At 61.0% G+C, this 21,048-nt stretch carries 20 protein-coding genes; 9 read left to right on the top strand and 11 right to left on the bottom strand.

Features of this window, described 5'->3' with window-relative positions; translation table 11 throughout:
* A complete protein-coding gene (locus tag OU993_RS14665) occupies positions 1–1,221 on the top strand; it encodes an amidohydrolase/deacetylase family metallohydrolase (RefSeq protein WP_442792965.1) in 1,221 nt (406 codons plus the stop codon).
* A 30-nt stretch (positions 1,222–1,251) separates the two neighbouring features.
* Positions 1,252–1,749 (top strand): RidA family protein, encoded by a 498-nt coding sequence (locus tag OU993_RS14660; RefSeq protein WP_268158568.1) that lies wholly within the window; start codon positions 1,252–1,254, stop codon positions 1,747–1,749.
* Positions 1,750–1,757: 8 nt separating this feature from the next.
* On the opposite strand, the gene OU993_RS14655 is transcribed toward OU993_RS14660, so the two are convergent.
* A complete protein-coding gene (locus OU993_RS14655; protein ID WP_442792986.1) occupies positions 1,758–2,546 on the bottom strand; it encodes an IclR family transcriptional regulator in 789 nt (262 codons plus the stop codon).
* A gap of 142 nt (positions 2,547–2,688) precedes the next feature.
* Here OU993_RS14655 and OU993_RS14650 point away from each other — a divergent pair, with 142 nt between their 5' ends.
* Positions 2,689–3,885, top strand: coding sequence for an aminotransferase class V-fold PLP-dependent enzyme (locus tag OU993_RS14650; RefSeq protein WP_268158564.1), 1,197 nt, complete (start codon positions 2,689–2,691; stop codon positions 3,883–3,885).
* A 45-nt stretch (positions 3,886–3,930) separates the two neighbouring features.
* Positions 3,931–5,763 (top strand): ABC transporter ATP-binding protein, encoded by a 1,833-nt coding sequence (locus tag OU993_RS14645; protein ID WP_268158562.1) that lies wholly within the window; start codon positions 3,931–3,933, stop codon positions 5,761–5,763.
* 119 nt (positions 5,764–5,882) lie between these two features.
* On the opposite strand, the gene OU993_RS14640 is transcribed toward OU993_RS14645, so the two are convergent.
* Positions 5,883–6,605 (bottom strand): TetR/AcrR family transcriptional regulator, encoded by a 723-nt coding sequence (locus tag OU993_RS14640; protein WP_268158561.1) that lies wholly within the window; start codon positions 6,603–6,605, stop codon positions 5,883–5,885.
* A 74-nt stretch (positions 6,606–6,679) separates the two neighbouring features.
* On the opposite strand from OU993_RS14640, the gene OU993_RS14635 reads away from it, so the two are divergent.
* Genes OU993_RS14635 through OU993_RS14625 form a run of 3 tightly spaced genes read left to right on the top strand, consistent with a single transcriptional unit; the run spans position 6,680 to position 11,117 of the window.
* Entirely contained in the window at positions 6,680–8,842 is a 2,163-nt protein-coding gene (locus tag OU993_RS14635) for a TonB-dependent siderophore receptor (protein WP_268158559.1), read from the top strand.
* A 7-nt stretch (positions 8,843–8,849) separates the two neighbouring features.
* Positions 8,850–9,974: an ABC transporter substrate-binding protein gene (locus OU993_RS14630; protein WP_268158557.1), complete on the top strand. Its 1,125-nt coding sequence runs from the start codon at positions 8,850–8,852 to the stop codon at positions 9,972–9,974.
* Positions 9,975–9,992: 18 nt separating this feature from the next.
* On the top strand, positions 9,993–11,117 hold the full coding sequence (locus OU993_RS14625; protein WP_268158555.1) for a siderophore-interacting protein: 1,125 nt from the start codon (positions 9,993–9,995) through the stop codon (positions 11,115–11,117).
* Between the two features lie 39 nt (positions 11,118–11,156).
* Here the strand turns inward: OU993_RS14625 and OU993_RS14620 are convergent, their stop codons facing one another.
* The 6 genes from OU993_RS14620 to OU993_RS14595 all read right to left on the bottom strand — a co-directional run bounded on the left by OU993_RS14620 (position 11,157) and on the right by OU993_RS14595 (position 16,801).
* Positions 11,157–11,978 (bottom strand): inositol monophosphatase family protein, encoded by an 822-nt coding sequence (locus tag OU993_RS14620; protein WP_268158553.1) that lies wholly within the window; start codon positions 11,976–11,978, stop codon positions 11,157–11,159.
* A 2-nt stretch (positions 11,979–11,980) separates the two neighbouring features.
* The gene (locus OU993_RS14615; RefSeq protein WP_268158551.1) at positions 11,981–12,763 is read right to left on the bottom strand and encodes a glycerophosphodiester phosphodiesterase family protein; all 783 of its coding nucleotides are present in this window, start codon (positions 12,761–12,763) and stop codon (positions 11,981–11,983) included.
* Positions 12,764–12,848: 85 nt separating this feature from the next.
* Positions 12,849–13,970 carry an extracellular solute-binding protein gene (locus tag OU993_RS14610; RefSeq protein WP_268158550.1) on the bottom strand — a complete coding sequence of 374 codons (1,122 nt, stop codon included), beginning with the start codon at positions 13,968–13,970 and terminating at the stop codon, positions 12,849–12,851.
* 44 nt (positions 13,971–14,014) lie between these two features.
* Entirely contained in the window at positions 14,015–14,857 is an 843-nt protein-coding gene (locus OU993_RS14605; RefSeq protein WP_268158548.1) for an ABC transporter permease, read from the bottom strand.
* Between the two features lie 4 nt (positions 14,858–14,861).
* On the bottom strand, positions 14,862–15,725 hold the full coding sequence (locus OU993_RS14600; RefSeq protein ID WP_268158546.1) for an ABC transporter permease: 864 nt from the start codon (positions 15,723–15,725) through the stop codon (positions 14,862–14,864).
* Positions 15,722–16,801 (bottom strand): ABC transporter ATP-binding protein, encoded by a 1,080-nt coding sequence (locus tag OU993_RS14595; protein ID WP_268158545.1) that lies wholly within the window; start codon positions 16,799–16,801, stop codon positions 15,722–15,724. Before OU993_RS14595 ends, OU993_RS14600 begins: the two co-directional genes overlap by 4 nt.
* A gap of 308 nt (positions 16,802–17,109) precedes the next feature.
* Between OU993_RS14595 and OU993_RS14590 the strand changes: the two genes are divergently transcribed.
* Positions 17,110–18,210 carry an ROK family protein gene (locus OU993_RS14590; protein ID WP_268158543.1) on the top strand — a complete coding sequence of 367 codons (1,101 nt, stop codon included), beginning with the start codon at positions 17,110–17,112 and terminating at the stop codon, positions 18,208–18,210.
* Positions 18,211–18,244: 34 nt separating this feature from the next.
* Here the strand turns inward: OU993_RS14590 and OU993_RS14585 are convergent, their stop codons facing one another.
* Genes OU993_RS14585 through OU993_RS14575 form a run of 3 tightly spaced genes read right to left on the bottom strand, consistent with a single transcriptional unit; the run spans position 18,245 to position 19,965 of the window.
* Positions 18,245–18,877, bottom strand: a complete 633-nt coding sequence (locus tag OU993_RS14585) for a pyridoxamine 5'-phosphate oxidase family protein (protein WP_268158541.1) — start codon at positions 18,875–18,877, stop codon at positions 18,245–18,247.
* 14 nt (positions 18,878–18,891) lie between these two features.
* The gene (locus OU993_RS14580) at positions 18,892–19,356 is read right to left on the bottom strand and encodes a nuclear transport factor 2 family protein (RefSeq protein ID WP_268158539.1); all 465 of its coding nucleotides are present in this window, start codon (positions 19,354–19,356) and stop codon (positions 18,892–18,894) included.
* Between the two features lie 60 nt (positions 19,357–19,416).
* Entirely contained in the window at positions 19,417–19,965 is a 549-nt protein-coding gene (locus tag OU993_RS14575) for a carboxymuconolactone decarboxylase family protein (RefSeq protein ID WP_268158538.1), read from the bottom strand.
* Between the two features lie 110 nt (positions 19,966–20,075).
* Here OU993_RS14575 and OU993_RS14570 point away from each other — a divergent pair, with 110 nt between their 5' ends.
* On the top strand, positions 20,076–20,978 hold the full coding sequence (locus tag OU993_RS14570; protein WP_268158537.1) for a LysR family transcriptional regulator: 903 nt from the start codon (positions 20,076–20,078) through the stop codon (positions 20,976–20,978).
* The last annotated feature ends 70 nt before the right edge of the window (positions 20,979–21,048 follow it).

The following is a 21,048-nucleotide window of genomic DNA, read 5'->3' as shown; positions in this document are numbered from 1 at the left end:
ATGGCCTCCCAAATGGCCGACGGCACAGCGCTCAAGCCGCTCCTTCTCAAGAATATCAAGCCAATGGCCTTCGCCAAGCCGACCGCGGCAAGAACGACCGACATCCTCGTCGGTGCCGATGGCCGTATCGCCGCCATCGGCGACGGCCTGCCTCAACCGCCCGAAGCGACCGTGATTGACGGCGCCGGCGCCTACATCTCTCCTGGCTGGATCGACTTGCACGTCCACATCTGGCACGGCGGAACCGACATTTCCATTCGCCCCTCCGAATGCGGGGCGGAACGCGGCGTGACCACGCTTGTCGATGCCGGATCGGCAGGAGAAGCCAATTTCCATGGCTTTCGCGAATACATCATCGAGCCCTCACGCGAACGCATCAAGGCCTTCCTCAATCTCGGTTCGATCGGGCTTGTCGCCTGCAACCGGGTGCCGGAACTGCGCGACATCAAGGATATCGATCTCGACCGCATCCTGGAATGTTATGCCGAAAACAGCGAGCATATCGTCGGGCTGAAGGTGAGAGCCAGCCACGTGATCACCGGTTCCTGGGGTGTCACGCCGGTCAAGCTCGGCAAGAAGATTGCCAAGATCCTCAAGATCCCGATGATGGTGCATGTCGGCGAGCCGCCGGCCCTCTATGACGAGGTGCTGGAAATCCTCGGCCCCGGCGACATCGTCACACACTGCTTCAACGGCAAGGCCGGCTCCTCGATCATGGAGGACGAGGACCTGTTCAACCTGGCCGAACGTTGCGCCTCGGAAGGCATTCGCCTCGACATCGGCCATGGCGGCGCCTCCTTCTCCTTCAAGGTGGCGGAAGCGGCGATCGCGCGCGGCCTCCTGCCGTTCTCGATCTCGACCGACCTGCACGGCCATTCCATGAACTTCCCGGTCTGGGATTTAGCCACTACCATGTCGAAGCTGCTCAGCGTTGGAATGCCGTTCGAGAAGGTGGTGGAGGCCGTGACGCTTGCGCCCGCCTCGGCCATCAAGCTATCGATGGAGGATCGCCTCAGCGTCGGTGCCCGTGCCGACTTCACCATTTTCGATCTCGTCGATGCCGATATTGAAGCCACCGACAGCAATGGCGACGTCTCGCGCCTCACCCGGTTGTTCGAACCGCGTTATGCAGTGATCGGCGCCGAAGCCATCACCGCCTCACGCTACATTCCGCGCGCCCGCAAGCTGGTCCGTCATAGCCATGGCTATTCGTGGCGGTAACCGCGCGCGCTTCCGCATCAAGGAGTTGTCTTGACCCATACCCGCATTTCCAACCCCGATCCACAGCAGACGGCCTATGACCGGCTGGCTCAACTCGGGATCACGCTGCCGCCGCCACCGCCGCCAATCGCCAATTTCGTGACGCATGTGGTGGAAGGCGGCATGCTCTATCTGTCAGGACAGGGGCCGCTGGAGGAAAACGGCTATCTGCATGCCGGTAAGGTTGGGGGCGATGTCAGCGTCGAGCAAGCCTATCGCCATGCCCGGCTCGTCGGCATCAACCTCCTCGCGGTGATGCAGGATGCGCTGGGGGATCTCTCCCGCGTCAAGCAAGTGGTCAAACTCCTCGGCATGGTCAATGCCGTGCCGGATTTCCTTGATCACCCAAAGGTCATCAATGGCTGTTCGGACCTCTTCCTCGACGTGTTCGGCACGGCCGGGCGGCATGCCCGCTCGGCGGTCGGCTTTGGTTCACTCCCGGGCAATATCACCGTGGAAATCGAAGCGATCGTGGCGCTGAGGGATTGAGGACCATGTCAATGATTGCGCCAGCCCATCATCTTTTCGATCTTTGCTGCCGAGGCTTTGACGCTTTCGGCATAGGGGTTGTCCTTGCCGATGACCTTCTGCTCGGGCAGCACGATCGAGATGGTGGCAACGCAAGTGCCGGCATCGTTAACGATGGGAGAGGCAATACAGGCGACGGCGTAGTCGGATTCGGCGACCTGAACGGACAGTCGCTCCGCGAAGGCCTTGCCGGCGGCCTCGCACAGGGTCGCGGCATCGACTTCCGCCCGCCCCGTCGGCGAGATCCGGGCGCAGCGGCGGAAGAGTTCTCGTCGTTCGTCCGGGGCCATATGACCGACCAGCAGCCGCCCGGACGCCGTCCAGTTGAGCGGAACACGAGTTCCGACCCGCGAGGCGAACTGGAAATGGCTGGGGCCATCCGCCATCGCGAGCACCAGCATATGGTCTCCGTCGCGCCCGCACAGTTGCACCGTCTCGCCGACCTTCCGGCACAGGTCATGCATCTCCTGGGTGGCGACGCTCATGAAGTCCAGCGACCGGGCATAGGCAAGGCCATAGTGATAAAGCCGCGGCCCGAGCCAGATCGCGTTGTCCGCGTTGCGGGTCAGCATCTGCTTTTCGACCAGGTCCTCGATGATGACGTAGACGGTCGAGAGCGGCGCGCCGATCGCCTTGGCGATGGCATAGGCGCCGGCCGGCTCGCCCGTCTCATAAAGATGGTCAATGACCTGCAGTGCCCGGTCGATACCGCTGACGCGGCTGCGCCGGGCCACTTTTTCCCCATCCTCGCTCGGCAGGGTTTCGGAGCCGGAAACAGGGCTGACAGCTTGCGATGACACGACGACGAGGCTCCCCAGACAGTTTCCGGAAGCTATTATATTATTATGGTATAGGTGTCGATAGCTCTCGGCATGCTGCCAGATCAGGAGAAACAGAACCATGTCCAACGACCTTCGCGCGCGGCTCGGCCTTCGACCGGTGATCAATGTTTCCGGCACGATGACCAGTCTTGGCGCCTCCATCGTGGTGCCTGAAGCCATCGCGGCCATGGCGGAAATCCTGCCGCACTTCGTCGAGATCAACGATCTCCAGCGCAAGGCCAGCGCCGTGATCTCCCGCCTCACGGGCGGCGAGGCGGGCTTTGTGACCGCATCCTGCTCCGCCGGCATCAGTCTGGCCGTGGCCGGCGCCATCACCGGACCGGATCTGCTCGCCATCGAGCGGCTGCCGGATGTCGCGACGGAGAAGAACGAAGTGCTGGTGCAGATGGGTCATGTGGTAAGCTACGGCGCCCCCGTCGACCAGTCGATCCGGCTGGCGGGTGGCAAGGTGGTGATGATCGGCCAAGCAACCTCGACCCATCGCTACCACATGGAAAACGCCATCACCGAGCGCACGGCAGCCGCCGTCTATGTCGTTTCCCATCATGTCGTCGATTACGGACTTTTGCATCTGTCCGAATTCGTGGAAATCGCTCACGCCCGGGGTATTCCAGTCATTGTCGATGCGGCGTCGGAATACGACCTTCGCAAATTCCTGGCGACCGGCGCTGACATGGCGCTCTATTCCGGTCACAAGTTTTTGGGTGGCCCGACCAGCGGAATTGTTGCCGGCCGGAAGGACCTCGTGCGCAATGCCTTCCTGCAGAACATGGGCATCGGCCGTGGCATGAAGGTCGGCAAGGAAAGCATTTTTGGCGTGATGGCGGCGCTCGAGGCCTGGGAAACGCGCGACCACGAGGCGGTGCGAGCGCGCGAAAGCGCCTATCTGGCGCTGTGGAGCGAGGCGCTGAAGGGCCGGCCCGGCGTCACCGCGCTGATCGAGCCCGACCCGACCGCTAATCCTCTCGACCGTCTGCGGGTGATCATCAACCCGCGCGAAGCGCATACCACCGCCTGGGACCTGGCGGCCGCACTTCGCGCCGGCAGCCCGCCGGTAATCGTGCGCGACCACGAAACGGAACACAACTACTTCTACCTCGACCCGTGCAATCTGCATCCCGGCGAGGAGGTGGTGGTGGCCGAGCGCCTCACAGCCGAACTGGACCGGGCGCGAGCCTCCAACGAGATCATAGCGACACCCATCGAAGACCTCAGTCGTCACCGCTTCGACGGCATGCTGCGCTGGCCTGACTGAAGCCCATCGGCACACGACAAGTCTATCGAAGCCAGGGGATAAGAGATGATGAGAGACACGATCAATGCAGAGAGCGGCCGGCCGCCTGTCCTTTCGGTGGAAGACCTCACCACCGCTTTCAGGATCGACGGCGCCTGGCGTCCCGTCGTCAACCGTGTGTCATTCGAGGTGGCGGCCGGGGAAACCGTTGCGATCGTTGGCGAAAGCGGTTCGGGAAAGAGCGTCACCTCTTTGTCGGTGATGCGGCTTATCGACCCTGCCTTGAGCCGCATCGAAGGTCGTGTCCGTCTGGAGGGGCGCGACCTGCTGTCATTGCCCGAGCGCGAGATGCGCAAGGTACGCGGCAACGAGATCGCCATGATCTTTCAGGAGCCGATGACCTCGCTCAACCCCCTCTTCACCATCGGCGACCAGATTTCAGAAGCGCTTCTGTGCCATGGAAGCCTTTCGGTGAGCGAGGCCCGAGCCGAGACGATCAGGCTTCTGGAAAAGGTTCGCATTCCCTCCGCCGCCTCGCGCTTCGATGAATATCCGCACCGGTTCTCCGGCGGCATGCGCCAGCGCGTGATGATCGCCATGGCGCTTGCCTCGCGCCCGAAACTGCTGATTGCCGATGAACCGACGACGGCGCTTGACGTCACGATCCAGGGCCAGATCCTCGACCTGATCAAGGAGTTGCAGGAGGAAGACGGCATGTCGGTTCTCTTCATCACCCATGACATGGGCGTCGTCGCCGAAATCGCAGACCGCACGGTGGTGATGTATCGCGGCGAACAGGTGGAGACCGGGCAGACAGCGGACATCTTCCATCGCGGCCAGCATCCCTATACCCGCGCACTTCTGGCCGCCGTTCCGGTGCTGGGCTCGATGCACGGGCGCACGCGTCCACTGCGCTTCCCCGTCGTAGATCCCTCGACCGGCGTGGCAAACGAGGCCATCGAGGTGGCGGATACCGTCGACGCGACCCGCCCTGTTCTGGAGGTGAAGGGGCTGACGAAGCGCTTCGATATCCATGCCGGACCACTTGGCCGGCTGGTCGGTCGCGTGCATGCGGTGGAAAATGTCTCCTTCGACCTGATGGCTGGCGAGACGCTGTCGCTGGTCGGCGAATCCGGCTGCGGCAAGTCCACCACCGGGCGCGCCATCATGCGGTTGATCGAACCGGATTCAGGCTCGGTGATAGTGGACGGTCGCGACATGCTCACCCTTGGCCAGCGCGACATCCGCCAGATGCGCCGGTCGGTACAGATGATATTCCAGGACCCGTTTGCCGCGCTCAACCCGCGCATGACCATCGGTCAGGCAATCGCTGAGCCATTCTTGGAACACCGCATGGGCACGCCCCGCGATGCGCGCGAGGTGGTGGCGGATCTACTCGTCAAGGTGGGGCTGAGTGCCGACATGGCGACACGCTTTCCGCACGAATTTTCCGGTGGCCAGCGGCAACGGATCTGCATTGCGCGTGCACTTGCCCTTCGCCCACGCGTCATCGTCGCCGATGAAAGCGTCTCGGCACTCGACGTGTCGATCAAGGCCCAAGTGATCAACCTGATGCTGGACTTACAGGCGGAACTTGGTCTCGCCTTTCTATTCGTAAGTCACGACATGTCAGTCGTCGAGCGGGCAAGCCACCGCGTGGCGGTGATGTACCTCGGTGAGATCGTCGAGATCGGTCCGCGCGCTGCCGTCTTCAGCAATCCGCAGCATGACTACACGAAGAAACTGCTTTCCGCCGTCCCTGTCCCCGACCCGGCCCGGCGCCGACAAAGACGTAACCTGGTGGTGGACGAACTGAAAAGCCCCATCCGCTCGATCCATGATGCCTTGCCCAAGCGCACCTACCGGACGGTCTCAGAGGGCCATCTTGTCATGTGTTAGTCTTACGCGACAGTTACCGGAAGGCCTTGGTCGAAAAGGGTTCACCGCGTTTTCAGTCCTCCGGGTCTCTTCCCTTCGGCCATTTATGGCGCCAGGACCAAAGCCTCACTTGCGGACCATCAACGGGCTGCAGCGACGCCGTTGAGCAGCCATGTCCAGGTTCGTTCGAAATGCCTTTCTTCGGCTGCCGCTCCATTGAACTCGGTTGCACCCAGCATGGCCGCCGTGGTTGGCTGCGCAACAAGACAGTAGATCAAGTGTTCCGCGATGACCCTGGTCTCGCCGTCTTCAATGAAACCGGCAGTCTGGGCGTCTCCGACTGCGCCGACCAGATGCTCCATGATCGGATCCGGCTGCTGAGCGACCGGAGCCGCCTTGTCGAACACGATAGCCTCGCTGAACGTGATGCGCTTGAGTGCGATCAGGTCTGGGTCCATGTTGATGCGCAGCATTTCCCGCAGAAGCACCTTCAATCGCTCAAGGGCGTTCCCCTGCATGGATGGCAGATTGGATAACCGTGCCGCCGTTCTGCGGCGGGCGTGCTCGACGACCGCCTCGAACAGGACGACCTTGGACGGGTAACGTCGATAGAGCGTGTCCTTGCCCGCGCCGCACCGGCTGGCTACCTGCTCCATGGAGGTGCCGGCGAAGCCGCGGCTGGCGAAGAGCTCAGTTGCCGCCTCGATGATCCGCTCGGCTGCTCCGTCCTGGTTATCCCTTGCCGGGCGTCCAACCCGCCCTCTCATCTTCTTGGCCACTGCCTCCGACATTGCCATCTCCTCTGTATGCCACCCTTCAACAGGGCAATCTTCCTGACGATTAAAGGTGAGGATTAGGTTCATATTAACTGGACAGGACGGTCCCGTTTGATTTATGTGTTGCCACAAATCCGGCGTCATGACTATGGGGACACCTCGTGAGATCCAGCCTTTTCCGCTCCATTCTCCTTACATCGACCTTCCTTTTCACCGGTCTGCAGGCGCTCGCCCAGGAGGCCGGATCTTCCGGCCAGACCACGCAGCTCGAAACAGTCCTCGTCCAAGGCTCAAAGGGCGAATCCGACACATCCAACAGCCTTATCGTGAAGTCGAACCGGTCAGCAACCAAGACGGACACGCCGGCGATTGAGACCCCGCAATCGGTCACGAGCATCAGCCGCAAGCAGATCGAGGACCAGAACCCGCAAACGGTGGCCGAGGCGCTGCGTTACACCGCGGGCGTTCTGTCGGACCGCGATGCAACGTCGCGCTACGATTCCGTGTTCCTGCGCGGATTCGGGGCGTTTGGAACCGATACGACCTATGTGACCTATCTGGACGGGTTGAAACTGGTGCGCGGACAGGGATTTGCCACACCGCAGATAGATCCCTTCTTTCTGGATCACATCGACGTGCTGAAGGGTCCCTCCGCTCTGCTTTACGGCCAGATCAGCCCCGGTGGTCTCGTCAACCAAGTGAGCCGCGAACCCTCGCAGATCCAGTCGAATGAAGTCAGGCTCGAGGGCGGAACCGACGGCCGCGTTCAGGGCGGGCTCTACTCCACGGGACCCATCACGGAAGACGGCACGCTGCAATACGGTCTCGGCCTCGTGGCCCGCACGGCGAGTACACGGTATGAGAATGTGGAGGAACAACGCCTCGGGATTGCCCCCTCCCTCAAATGGGAGCCGGATGCGGACACATCGCTCACCATCTCGGGTTCCTACCAGCGCGATCCGGAGGGCGGCTATTTTAACTCCGTCTATCCGCGCTTCCTCGCACCATCGAACCTAGCCGGCTATCTTGGCCCGGATTTCGACGTGGGCGATCCTTATTACGATTCCTTCGACCGGACGCAGTACAACATCGGCTATCGCTTCGAACACCGGTTCGACGAAAACGTCGCTGTGCGCTCCGGTTTCCGTTATTCCGGCGTGGACACGGACATGCAGTCGCTGCAGATGGCCGGAGCCATCTCTGCGAGCGGGGTAATTCCGCGCTACGCCGTTCATTCGATCGAGAACGCCCGCGGTTTCGCTCTGGACAACCAGGCGGAGTTTCATTTTGAAACCGGAGCCGCCGCTCACACCCTGCTCGTCGGCATTGATGTCCAGCACGCCACAAGCAGCTGGGACTACCTGATGGGTCTGGCAACCTCGATCGACGTCACCAATCCCGTCTATAGTCAGCCGGTCGGCCCCTTTGTAACGGCGATCGACACCGACCAGAGCTTGTGGCAGACGGGTGTCTATCTGCAGGACCAGATCGAGATCGGCCAGTTGCGCGCGGTTCTGGGCCTGCGTCACGACTGGACGCGGCAGGAGAGCGACAACCTGCTTGCCGGAACCTCCTCCGATCAGTCGGATGACGCCACCACCTACAGGGCCGGCCTTCTCTACCTGTTCGACAACGGGATCGCACCCTATGCCAGCTATTCGACGTCCTTCGAGCCGGTACTCGGCACGGATGCATCAGGCAATGCCTTCAAGCCTACCGAGGCACAGCAATTCGAGGTGGGTCTCAAGTTCCAGCCGGTTGGTCTGGATGCACTCTTTACGCTCGCAGCCTTCGACATCCGCCAACAGAATGTCAAATCGCCGGCCACAACACTCGGTTTCTACGTCCAGCAGGGTGAGATCCACTCGCGCGGACTTGAATTCGAGGCCAGGGGCAAGGTCACCGGCAATCTGGAGCTGATCGCGGCACTGTCGCTGCTCGACACGGAAGTCTCAGAATCCAGCAATTCTGCGCTCATCGGTAAAAGGCCGCAGGCAGTGCCGACCTATTACGGCTCGCTCTGGGCAAATTACAAGGTTGATACGGGTGTCCTGGAAGGGCTGACGATTGGAGGGGGCGTCCGAATTGTCGGCTCCAGTTATGGCGACGACGCCAACACGGTGAAAGCCGATGGCTACACCCTGCTCGACGCGGCACTGACCTATGATTTTGGCGTGAAGCAGCCAAACCTGAAGGGACTTCAGGCGACGCTCAACGTCACCAATCTGCTCAACAAAGAGTATTATTCGAGCTGCAGCTACAACTTCTATTGCCAATATGGAAATGGCCGGACAGTCATTGCCGGTCTGAAATACAAGTGGTGAGACGGCCATGACCACCAGACGCCAGTTCTGCGCATCGGTTGCCGCAACGGGTCTTATGGCAGGGATCGCGCCCGCCGCCCTGACCGGCAAGCCGCTCACCATCATCGATATGGCGGGGCGGGAAGTCCGCCTGCCCGGCCGCCCGAAACGGATCGTCCTGCTCGAAGGACATGATCTGCTGACCATGTCCTTGCTTCACCCAGATCCGGCCTCGCTCATCATTGGGTGGGCGGCGGTGGACCGGATCGACAGCGCGAGCCTGCAGACGGGTCTTCTCAAAGGACATAAGGTTCCGGTCGTCGGCAAGCTGACGCCCGACACGCTGTCGCTAGAGGCCCTGATCGGCCTGATGCCGGATCTCGTCGTTACCACAGCCTTTATGACGCCGCAGGCGGACATGGATTCCCTTGTCGACCGCCTGATCGCCGCAGACATCCCCGTCATTTACAGTGATGCCTCCTCGAACGCTGCGGGGGCAGAGCCGACGTCCGATCCCGTGAGCACCCTGAAAGCGTCGATGCGCATGTGGGGACAACTTCTCGACGCCAGCGAAAAGGCCGAGGCCTATATCGCCTTCTTCCAGCAGGCGCTTTCCGATATCGGCAGACGCCTAGCCGGTGCAAAACCCGTCACGATCTATCTGGAGGTCCAGTCGACACTTGACGATTGCTGTTGGGCGGCGGGGCGTAAAATCTGGGGAGAATTGCTGTCGCTTGCCGGCGGCCAACCCTTGCCGGGCGTGACGGCTCCCTGGTTCGAGAAGCTGTCTCCCGAATATCTGATCGCGACGCCGCACGATGTCTACATCGCCACCGGCGGCGGCTGGGCATCCGGAGGCCGCCCTTCCATCGGGCCCGGCATCGACCCCAATCTTTCGCGTGCGAGCCTTCAGCGTCTGGTCGATGGCCGACCAAGCTTCGCGCATCTGCCGAGCGTGCGGAATGGCCGGGTCCATGGAATCTGGACCGGTCTCATCACCAATCTGCCACTCAACATCCTGTTCGTGGCACAGGCCGCGCGCTGGCTTCATCCCGACCGCTCTGCCGACCTTGATCCCGCAGCCCTGCTGGAAACCATCAACCGCGACTTTGCCGCAGTTCGCATCGAAGCGCCTCTCTGGGCCTCGATCTGAAAAGACTGGAGACCCTTAATGCAGCGTGCTGCCAACCGAACCTACCGCGCATCCTCCACCGTTCGCTTCGAGCGGATCGGCGATTATACGGAAGCCTTCATCGACTCGATCGCCACGCACGACATGGCGGTGGAGGTGGTCAAGGGCGTGTATCAGATCCGCTCGCCCTTCGGCCATGCAACATTCGAAGCCCTGGAGGCGGGCTTCCGGCTGACGGCAGAGGCACCCGAAGCCGGAGCCCTCAACCGCTTGAAGCACGCGCTCGCAGGCCCGATCGGCTTCATCGCCGCGCGCGAACGGATCGAGATCAGCTGGGAGGGAGACCAGGCAGAGCCGACGCTGCCCGATGATCTACGCATCCTCACCGTCCGCCACGTCACTGACGTCGCGCCATGCATGCGACGGGTCGTCTTTTCCGGCAAGGACCTCGGCCGGTATGACCGTATCGACCAGATGCACTGTCGTCTCATCTTCCAGCCGCGCGGCGTGACCCAACCGGTCTGGCCGATGCTCGACCATCGAGGTCAGGTGGTTTGGCCGGGAAAAGCGGTGCCGACGCGCGTCTACACGATCCGGCGGATTGATGCGGCAGCTGGCGAGCTTGCGATCGATTTCGCACTGCATGGCGATCCCGGGCCAGCGACGCGCTGGGCTCTCGACGTGCGCCCCGGCGATATGGTCGGCGTCCTGGGGCCTGCGGCCCACGGACCGAAACCGTCGGACTTCCTGGTTCTGCTCGGAGATGAAACGGCACTTCCCGGAATTGCCCGCATCATCGAGGGGCTTCCGGCCTCTACGACCGGGCATGTGATGATCGAGGTCGACGGAGCGGAAGACGAGCTGCCGCTCATCTGTCCGCCGCGCCTCAATCTACGGTGGCTGCATCGCGATGGTGCCGCGCCGGGAACGACGACTTTGCTTGTCGATGCCGTGCGGAGCGTGGCATGGCCTGAAGACCTGCACCACTGCTTTTTCTGGGGCGGCTGCGAGCACGCGGCCTTCAGCGCCATCTATCGCCATCTCAAGCGAGAAGTCGGCCTGCCACGCGATCGTTTCGTGTTCTATTCGCACTGGCATCGTTTGCTGAGCGAAGAGGACATTATCGCAACGGGCGGCGAAGCCTATCTGCCGGACCCGCGGTAATGTGGCCGGCCAGGTGCCGTGCGACACCTGGGGACTTCATCAAGTCGGCGACGAGATCTTGGCGTCCACCAGCGGATAGACAGGGATCTTCACGATCTCGGCCAATTCTGCTGCAATGCCGGTCGCAACGGCTATGACGGGTCCGCCGTCGCAGATCTTGCGGTTGCCTGCCCGGTAAAGTCCCGTGCATCCTCCGGCTTCGCGCACCATCAACAGGCCACCGAGGCAATCCCACGGGTGCATGAAATGTTCGACATAACCGTCGGTCCGCCCCTCCGCGACCCAGGCGAGCGCGAGCGCACCGGACGCCCCGCGCCGCACGCTCGCACCGCTGGCAATCATCGCCTGAAAGAGAGCGAGGTACTCCGGTTCTGGCGTACGGGTCGACCATCCGAGTTCGATGGAAGCGACCGTCAGCGCGTCCGTGCTGGCGACCCGTAGCGGACTGCCGTTCTTGCTGGCGCCGCGGCCTTGACGCGCGACATAAAGTTCATTCGTGACCGGATTGAAGGTGGCGCCCAAGTGCGTGATGCCATCTTCGACGAAGGCGATCGCGACGCAGAAATGGTCGATCCCGCGCGCAAAATTGGCTGTACCATCAATGGGATCGACCACCCAGAGGCGGGAGGCGGCCACATGTCCACCGGTTTCCTCGCCAAGCAAACCGTCTTCGGGGAACCGTGCCCGCAGTTTGTCAAAGACATGCTGCTCGACAAGACCGTCCACCTCGGTCAAAAAATCCTGGCGGCCTTTCAGGCTGTACTGGCCGGGGCGCCTCGCGCGGTAGCAGTGGAGTGCGAGCTCTCCCGCGCTTCGAATGATCTCGTGAAGCGCTGTTTCGCGCTGATCGATATCGTGCATGGTCAGCGGTCTTTCCGGGAAAACAGGTCCGGAACATCGGAGAGGATGGTCTGGGCGCCACCTGCAAAAAAGCGGTGCGCCACCTCTGCATCATTGATGGTCGCCACGGCAAATTCGATGCCGCTGTCGGCCATGATGGCAAGCGCCTCATCCGGCAGGAAATCGCGCTGCAGATGAAGGATCTGGCACTTCGTTTCGTCCAGCAGTGCCTTTGGTTTTTTGGGCGGCACGACAACCGCATAGGCACGCGGCACGTTGGGCATCAGGCGCGCTGCCGCGTGGATGGAGCGGATGGAAAAGCTCGTGAAAAACAGCCCATCATGATTGGCCGGCCACAGATCCTTCATCATGGCGAGTGCAATTTCGGCGGTTTCGATGTCGTCGCCGGCCGTCGGCTTCAGTTCCAGTTGCAGGTTGAGGCCAAGGTCGAGCACGGTCTCCACCAGTTCCTCAAGTGTGGGAACGCGGGTCCCGGCAAATTCCGGCGCAAAATAAGCGCCTGCATCCAGCGTGCGGATCTCCTCGAAGGTCATATTCGCGACAAAGCCATTGCCATCCGTCGTGCGATCCACCCGGTCATCATGAATGATGACCGGCTTCATGTCGCGCGTCAGCTTGACATCCACTTCCACCCAGAGCGCGCCTTTTTCCGCGGCTGCCCGCATGGCCGGCAAGGTATTTTCGGGTGCGAGAAGCGGCGCACCGCGATGGGCAATCAGGGCATCCGGCACGGCAACGTTCTGGCGGGCAAGGGTGGCAGAGGGTCTGGGATCGTAGGGGGACAAGGCCTGTTTCTTTCTTGGCGGGAGATGGATCGGGAAGACGCGCCGCGGCAGAGGCTGCCGCGGCGGTGATGACCGGTGCGGCGGCTCAGTTTTGAAGAACCCGGCTAATGAAGGCTTTCTTGATATCGTCGCCGAAGGGTTTTGCCGCCCAGACAGTCGAGAATGCCCGGTCAGCGGCCGGGATGAGGCCGACAGAACTGTCCGCATCCGGGTGTTGCGGCGCAATGCCGAAGCTTTTGGCGAATTCGGTCTGGGTCTTTGCGCTGGTCAGCCAGTTGATGAGAACGAGCGCTGCCGCCTTGTGTTTGGCATTGGCGGGAATGGCCACCACGTTTCCGCCGCCGGGCATGCCGAAGGACGGAATATACATCTTGATGTCATTCGAAATCTCGCCCTTGCGCTGCAGGCCGGCGATCTGGTCTTCCCAGGCGGCGATCAGCTTGAATTCGCCGCCATTGAGGCGGGTCACACTGTCGGCATTCGACGCGGTGATGATGTAGCCGTCGCGATGATCCTTGAACCAAGTCCAGGCGGGCGCCAGTTTCGCGATCTTGTCAGGCGCAGACGCACCTTGCGTGTAATCGATGTCCTTCACCATCGCGCGAGCGACGCTTTCGATGAAGGCCGGCCCGGAACCGCCATTTTCCGTGTTGAAGCCAAGCTCGCCGGGGTTCTGCTTCATGAAGGCGACGAACTCATCCAGCGTGTGCGGCAGTTCGGCGACAGAGATGCGGGCCGGATTGTAGGCAATGCCCGTCTGGTTGCCCCAGAAAGCCGGGGCATAGCCCTTGTTGTCGGTCCCTTCGATCGAATACCGCAGCCTGGTGCCGTCGGGAAGCACCGGCTTCAGGGGGCCGTAGAGAAGTTCCTCCGCCTTGAAGGTCTGCAGCGCCGAACCACCCAGCGAGATGGCATCGATATCGCCTTGCGGGCGGCTGCGCTCCGCCAGCATCTTGTCCATATTGGCCTTGCCGTCGCCATCCGGAATGGTGACCTTGATGCCATATTCGGCTTCAAACGCCTTCACCTGTTCCCGGAAACGATCCTGGAAATACCAGTGGAACCAGTTGACCTGGCCCTCCTCCTTCGCCTGGGCAACGATCTCGTCCCAATTCATCTGGGAGAGATCCTTGGCATTGGCTTCTGTTGGGATAATGGCCAGCGGCAGAGCCGTGGCGAGCATGAGCAGTGCGACTGTCTTCAGCATGGCATCAGGTCCTTGTGTGACATGAGGGGTGATGGAGAACGGCGTCATCCCTTTCCGGTGACGACTGCCGGATCGGCGCTTTTGAGCAGGCGCTCGGCAATCAGCATCAGAACGACATTGGGGACGACGAGGATGAGAGACACGACGGCGGCATTCGGCCGTATGAAGTTGTACCCAAGATAGGAGTAGAGAATGGTCGGCACGGTGACGAAATCCGGTGCGCCGACGATGTAGGAGATGGCAAACTCTTCAATCGACAGGATGAAGACGATGATGAGCGATGCGAGAAGTCCCGGCTTCAGGACAGGCAGATAGGCCGTGCGGAACACGGTCAGCGGCGAGGCGCCGAGATCCCGCGCGGCATCGACCAGGTCCTGCCGCACCATTGTGAAAGAGACCGTCAAAAGCCGGATTGCATAAGGGAGCAAGCTGACGGTGTGGCCGATGACAATCCCGGCAAAACGGGAATAGACGCCAAGCTGGATCAGCAGTGCCGAGAAGAAGATGGCGCTGACGAAACCCGGAATGATCAGCGGGATAAGCGTCATCATCTGTGCCGTCGATTTGCCCGTAAACTCCATACGGCCAAAGGCATAGGCCGTCGGAACGGCAAGAAGCAGCGTCACGGCAGACACACAGGCTGCCAGGGCATAACTGTTGTACAAGGCCTGCGGCAGGGCGCTCGTCGTCCAGATCTCGGCCCAACGGCGAAGCGAAAGCACCGGTGGCAACACGGCGGGATAGGCCCAGGGGTGGGACGGATCGACCAGCGACCAGAGCACCGCCATGGCGAAGGGCAAAGCCAGGAAGATCAGGAAGACCAAAACTGCCAGTAGGACGGTCAGGTAACGATAGACGTCATTGCGTGAGAAGAGGAGCTTGGTCATGGCCCTACCTCCCCGCCCGACGAACGGCAAATTGCATCAATCCTGCCACGGCAAGCGAGCCGAACAAGGACAGCACCATCAGCATGACGGCAACAACGGCGGCCTCGTTCCAGCCATGTGCGGCATTGTCCATCTGGATCCTCAGCATGAACTGCGACATGGAATTGATGTTGATGGGACCGGCCACCGCCTGGAACGAATAATCGCCCGCCGTACCGATGAAGATCAGAATGAGCGAGGCCTGAAGCGAGCGCAGCGTCAGAGGCAGAATGACACGACGCAGCCTTGCAAGGCGGCCAGCCCCCAGATCTCGCGCGGCGTCCAGAATATCATCGCCGATGGCCCGCACCGAACCGACGATGATGAGGAAGGCGAACGGCATGTTCTTCCACACCTGCAGGACGACCACCCCGATACCATAGGGATCGTTCTGCATCCGGATCGGTCTTGCGATAAGACCGAGGTGCACAAGAGCGACGTTCAGAAACCCCTGGAAGGAGATGAAATTGACGAAGAGGAAGGCTGCCACCAGACCATGCACCAGGATTGGCGCCTTGATCATGGCGCTGATGAGATCGGAGCCTGGGAAAGGGCGCCGCAACCACAGCGCAACCGGATAGGCCAGCATGACCGACAGCACGGCGCTGACAACCGCAATGCGTGCGGAATAAAAAAAGACCCTCCAGAACTGGTCTTGCGTCAGCATCTGTTGCCAGAACAGCAGGGAAAAATGGTCGTCCCCTGCAAAATTGAAAAAGCCGATCGATTGCGACACGGCCATTCCGACCACCAGCGACATGAAGGCAACGATCGGCAACAGCCCCGGGATCAACAAAAGATAGGCCTTGAGGGCGTTGTTGATGGTCATGCGATCGCCTCATCGAGGAAGCGGATCGTATCCGGTGGAATGACCACATCGACCGTTTGCCCCTCGCTGACGGGCGTGGAGCCATGGGTCTGGATACGATAGCAAACGGAAGCGTCCTCGGTGGGCGATACGGATAGATCGCACAGGCTGCCGAGAAAGGTGCGCGCCGAGACCTTGAACGTGAAACGATTGTCGTTGCCGCTGTCGGTAGCCACGACCGTATCTTCCGGGCGCCAGCAGGCATAAAGATGATCTCCGACGGGCGGCGTTGCCGAGCGGATGACCGCCTGCCCGAGAGGACAGGTGACGTGATATTCGCCACGGGCCTGATCCCTACTCAGGATCCTCACCGGCATGATATTTGCCGTACCGATGAAATCCGCCACGAAACGGTTGACCGGATGGCGATAGATCTCTTCCGGACGGCCCATCTGCTCGATCACGCCAGCGCGCATGACAATGACGAGATCCGACATGGCCAGCGCCTCAGACTGGTCATGCGTGACATAGACGGCGGTAAACCCGTGCTCGCGCTGGAGCGCGCGGATTTCCATGCGCACATGATCACGCAGCTTGGCATCAAGGTTCGACAACGGCTCATCAAACAGCATGACGCCGGGTCGTACGGCCATGGCGCGGGCAAGCGCCACGCGTTGCTGCTGGCCGCCCGAAAGCTGCCCGGGCAACTTTTGCAATTGCAATGACAATCCGACCTGCTCCGCAACGGACGAGACGCGCGTTGCGATTTCAGCCGCGCTCAGGCGTCGCTGGCGCAGTCCGAACCCGATATTGTCCGCCACAGACAGATGCGGAAACAAGGCGTAGGACTGAAAGCACATGGCGGTATCGCGCTTTTCCGGCGGGACGCCTTGCATGTCCCGGCCGAAGATGTCGATGCGACCGCTATCGAGCGGCATGAATCCGGCAATCGCCTTCAACAGCGTTGTCTTGCCACAGCCAGAGGGACCGAGAAGGGTGATCAACTGGCCCTGGCTTGCCGAAAACGTCACATCCTTCAAGGCCTGGAATTTGCCGTAGCGCAGGCTCGCTCGTTCGACAGCCAAGGCATTCGCCATTAGCGCCATTTCATGTCCTCCCTCGCACGGTTGCTCGCTTCGGATGATGGGCACCGTTTATCATTCTTTGTGTATAATATTTATGACAGCTTTGAGACAATTGCAATCGGCGCATCTCTGCTCAGACCGCTGGACCAACGACAGACGCCCGCAATGAAGCATGCGTGTTTTGATGCGCCCTGTATAAATTACGAGATAAGCCGGCAGACCCTTTGCCCAAGTCCGGCAATGTGTTTAGGACTTTACCGACAGGGTGAAGGCAGCGCGGTGTCGAGCGGATGAACGATAGTCTTTCGGGAAATGAGCGGATGATCCTCGAGATCGTGCGCAGGACACCAAACATTATGCGCTCGGCCGTGGCGCCCTGCACCAACCTGACGCAACCATCGGTGCATCGGATCATCGATGCGCTGCTTGACGCGCAGCTGCTGACGCTGGGGGATCCCGTCATTCACGGACGCGGCAAACCCAGTCCGTCGCTCAAGCTGAACGCCGATGCACGGTATGCCATCGGCGTTTCGGTCAATACCGATAGCATCACCTTTGGACTCTGCGATTTCTCCTGCAGGATCATCCACGAGGAAATGCTCGACATGTCGCCGGCGCATCGGCGCGACACGCTCTTTTCGCTGAAGGAGAGGCTGCGGGCTGTGTTGGCCGCCCGTGGCGTCACGAACGAGAAGATCGTCGGCATCGGCTTTTCCATGGCCGGATTCTTCATCGGGCCAGATCGCCATTTCAACTCGCCAGAGCTTCTGCGCGACTGGTCGCTTGTGGATCTTCGAAGGGAACTGGAAACACTCTTCGATCTTCCCGTCTGGACCGAGAACAACGGCACGACCGGCGCCATCGGCGAGTCCGCCGTGGGGGCTGGGCGCACTTACGCCACCTTCGGTTACCTCTCCTTCAATTATGGCTTCGGCGGCGGCATCGTGCTCGATGGCAAGCCGTTCTTTGGCGCCTTCGGCAATGCGGGCGAACTGAGCCGCGTTTACACGATGAAGGAGGGTGCCTCGCGTCCGGCGCTCGGCGAACTGCTGAAAAGGCTTGATAAGGGCGGCATCGCGATTGCCAATATTCGGGAGCTGCGCCAGCGGTTCGACCCGTCATGGCCGCAGGTTGCCGAGTGGGTGGAGGAAGTCACGCCCGCACTGAACCGTACGATCGACATGCTGAGAGCGGTCATCGATCCCGAAGCCATCGTCTTCGGCGGCGAGTTGCCGCGTGCGCTGGGCGAGTTGCTGATTGCCGCACCGCCCTCCCCTGGGGAGCCGCGTTACGGATTGGACGCCCCCTACCCGCGCAAACTCCTGAGTTCGATCGAGGCAGATCCGGCCGTTCTCGGCGCCGCCCTCATCCCGCTGATGGACCGCTATTTTGCCTGGTCCTTGCCCAGAAGCAGCCCGTGACCGGATCACTCTGGCAGATCGTGCAAACAGTCGGCTAGACGGGCCGCTCCATCTGGTTCTTGAGCGCATCGATTTCCCGTTCAAGGGCGGCAATTTTCATGTCGCGCTCGGCAATCGCGTCCTGCACGATCTCAGGCGCCACGAGATGCGGAATATGCTGCGGGCAGTTGACGTCCCAGGCCTCGACCGTAAAGAGCATGGCCCGCTCGACGCGCGCCCGATAGTCGGACGGCGACAGTCGAGCCATCAGCTCCTGATCGCCCTCGACCACGCGCATCCGCCCCCAGAGCTTGACGCGCTGGCGAAGATCGTAGTCGATCAGGAACAGGTGCGCTTTGGGGTTTTCCGACAGGTTGCCGATGGTGATATACTGGCGGTTGCCCGCATAGTCGGCAAAACCGATCGTACGACGATCCAGCACCTTGAGAAATCCGGCAGGCCCGCCACGATGCTGGATATAGGGCTGACCGTCGGCGCTCGCCGTGGACAGAAAGGCGCTTCGCCTGCTTTCGATGAACCGGACAAGATCCGGTGACAGGTCCACCGGCCACGAGCCATGTTCCTCCATGCGTTCATAAGTTGCCCTGGAATTCCGCAGCGTCTGGGCTGCCTTCACGGCGGAGCTGAAGGCGACGTCGCTTGCGACGGAGTTTCTGACATCGGACATGATCTCGATCTCCTTCACAATCCGAGTTCGCTGAGGGAGGGATGGTCATGCGGCCTCGGGCCGGGGGGCCAGTGAAAAAGACGTTCGCCGTCCCCGATGGGAAGATCGTTGATGCTGGCGATGCGCAACCGCATCAGGCCCGCGTCATCAAACTCCCAGTTCTCGTTTCCGTAAGACCGGAACCACTGGCCGGAATGATCCCGCCATTCATAGGCAAACCGGACGGCGATACGATTGCCCTGGTAGGCCCAGAGCTCCTTGATCAGCCGGTAATCCAGTTCGCGTGTCCATTTACGCGCCAGGAAGTTGCGGATTTCCTCTCGGCCCTCGATGAATTCCGAGCGGTTTCGCCAACGGCTGTCAGGCGTATAGGCAAGGGAAACGGCATCCGGATCACGCCCGTTCCAGGCATCTTCGGCCCTACGGACCTTGATGATGGCGCTTTCCTGATCGAACGGCGGCAAAGGGGGGCGGGTCATAACGTTCTCCGGTTCAAAGGGAAGCCGGCCATCTTCGCCGGCCGACTTCCATCCACCACTTCACGATTTTGCGACAGATACGGCGGGAAAATCGATTTCCGTGCCGGCGACCTCGTTGATGTAATTTGTCCAAGTGTTGAGGGCGACGTGCTGAACGATTTCGACGATCTGTGCGTCGTCATAACCGGCCGCCTTAACCGCATTCACGTCATCACGCGAGACATGGCCGCGTTCCAGCGCGACTTTCGCGGCAAACCGGATTGCGGCGTCCACCTTTTCGTTGCCGGATCGACCATTGCGATTGGCTGCGATTTCCTCGTCGCCGATCTTTGCCATGTTCTTTCCGATATAGGTATGCGCCGCCAGACAGTAACCGCAGCCGTTGATTTCCGCCACGGCAAGGGCGATCCCTTCACGGGTCTGGGCAGGAAGCCTGCCCTTGCCGAGCGCACCGGACATGGCGAGGTAACCTTCGAGCGCCGCCGGGCTGTTGGAGACCACACGAAAGAGATTGGGAACGACCCCGAGCTGGGATTTGACCTGTTCCAGCAGACGACGGGATGCTTCGGGTGCACTTGCGATATCAGCAGGGGTTTCAATGTTTGTCATTGTCTTGCCTTTCCTCAGGTTCAAGCGATGACAGGAACATCTCACCTTCCACTTTTCAGGTATATCTGCTATTTTCGGAAGATATCCTCTCATTTTCTGGAAATCCCGATATGGACCGTCTGGATGCCATGGCTCTCTTTCTCGACGTGATGGAGATGGGCAGCCTTTCGGCAGCGGCACGCGCACGATCCATTCCGCTCGCCACGCTGAGCCGGAAGATTTCCGACCTCGAGGCGCATCTCGGCACACGCTTGCTGCAGCGCGCCGGCCGCGGGCTGGTGCCGACAGAAGCCGGACTGGATTATGCCAATGCATGCCGCCGGATCCTTGATGACGTCGCCGATGCGGAGCGAATTGCGGGCGGCGAATTGTCCCGACCGAAAGGCAGCCTGATCATGACGTCGCCCGTCGTATTCGGCCGGCTTCACGTGCTTCCTGTGATTGCCGACTTTCTCAAGACCTATCCGGAAATCCGCGTCCGCCTGATCCAGTCAGACAGGATCGTCGATCTTGCGGAAGAACATGTCGATCTCGCTGTGCGCATCGGCACACTGAGGGACAGTGGCCTTGCTGCGCGCACCGTCGGCACGATCCGCCAGGTTCTGTGCGCCAGCCCCGATTACCTCAGGCAGCATGGCCGACCCGGCCGACCGGAGGAGTTGCACGAGCATTTCTGCGTGAGTTTCGAAACGCTGACAAGCGGCAGCAACTGGACCTTTCGGGCAGCAGATGGGGACGTTCACGTGAATATCCATCCACGGCTCATCGTCAACACGGCCGAAGCGGCGATCGATGCCGCGATATCCGGTCTTGGCCTGACAAGGGTCCTGTCTTACCAGGTCGCCGACGCCCTCAAAACCGGCAGGCTCGAAACCTTCATGGAGGATTTCCAGGGGCCGTCCTGGCCAGTCAGCCTCGTCTATCCGAAAAGAGGCTCGGTGCCGAAAAAGATCAGGGCCTTCATCGATTTTGCCGTCGACCGGTTGAGACGAAGGCTGGCGGCCCTCGATTGATCCGGTGCAAATCAGACGACGGTTCAGGCGCGTCGATCCCGGTCCCGTCAGCGGTTGGGCCGGTCCAGTC

Source organism: Rhizobium sp. SL86, assembly GCF_026672545.1.
Taxonomy (GTDB): domain Bacteria; phylum Pseudomonadota; class Alphaproteobacteria; order Rhizobiales; family Rhizobiaceae; genus Neorhizobium.
Note: the sequence above shows the minus strand (reverse complement) of the source record. Positions and strands in the feature narration are given on the sequence as shown.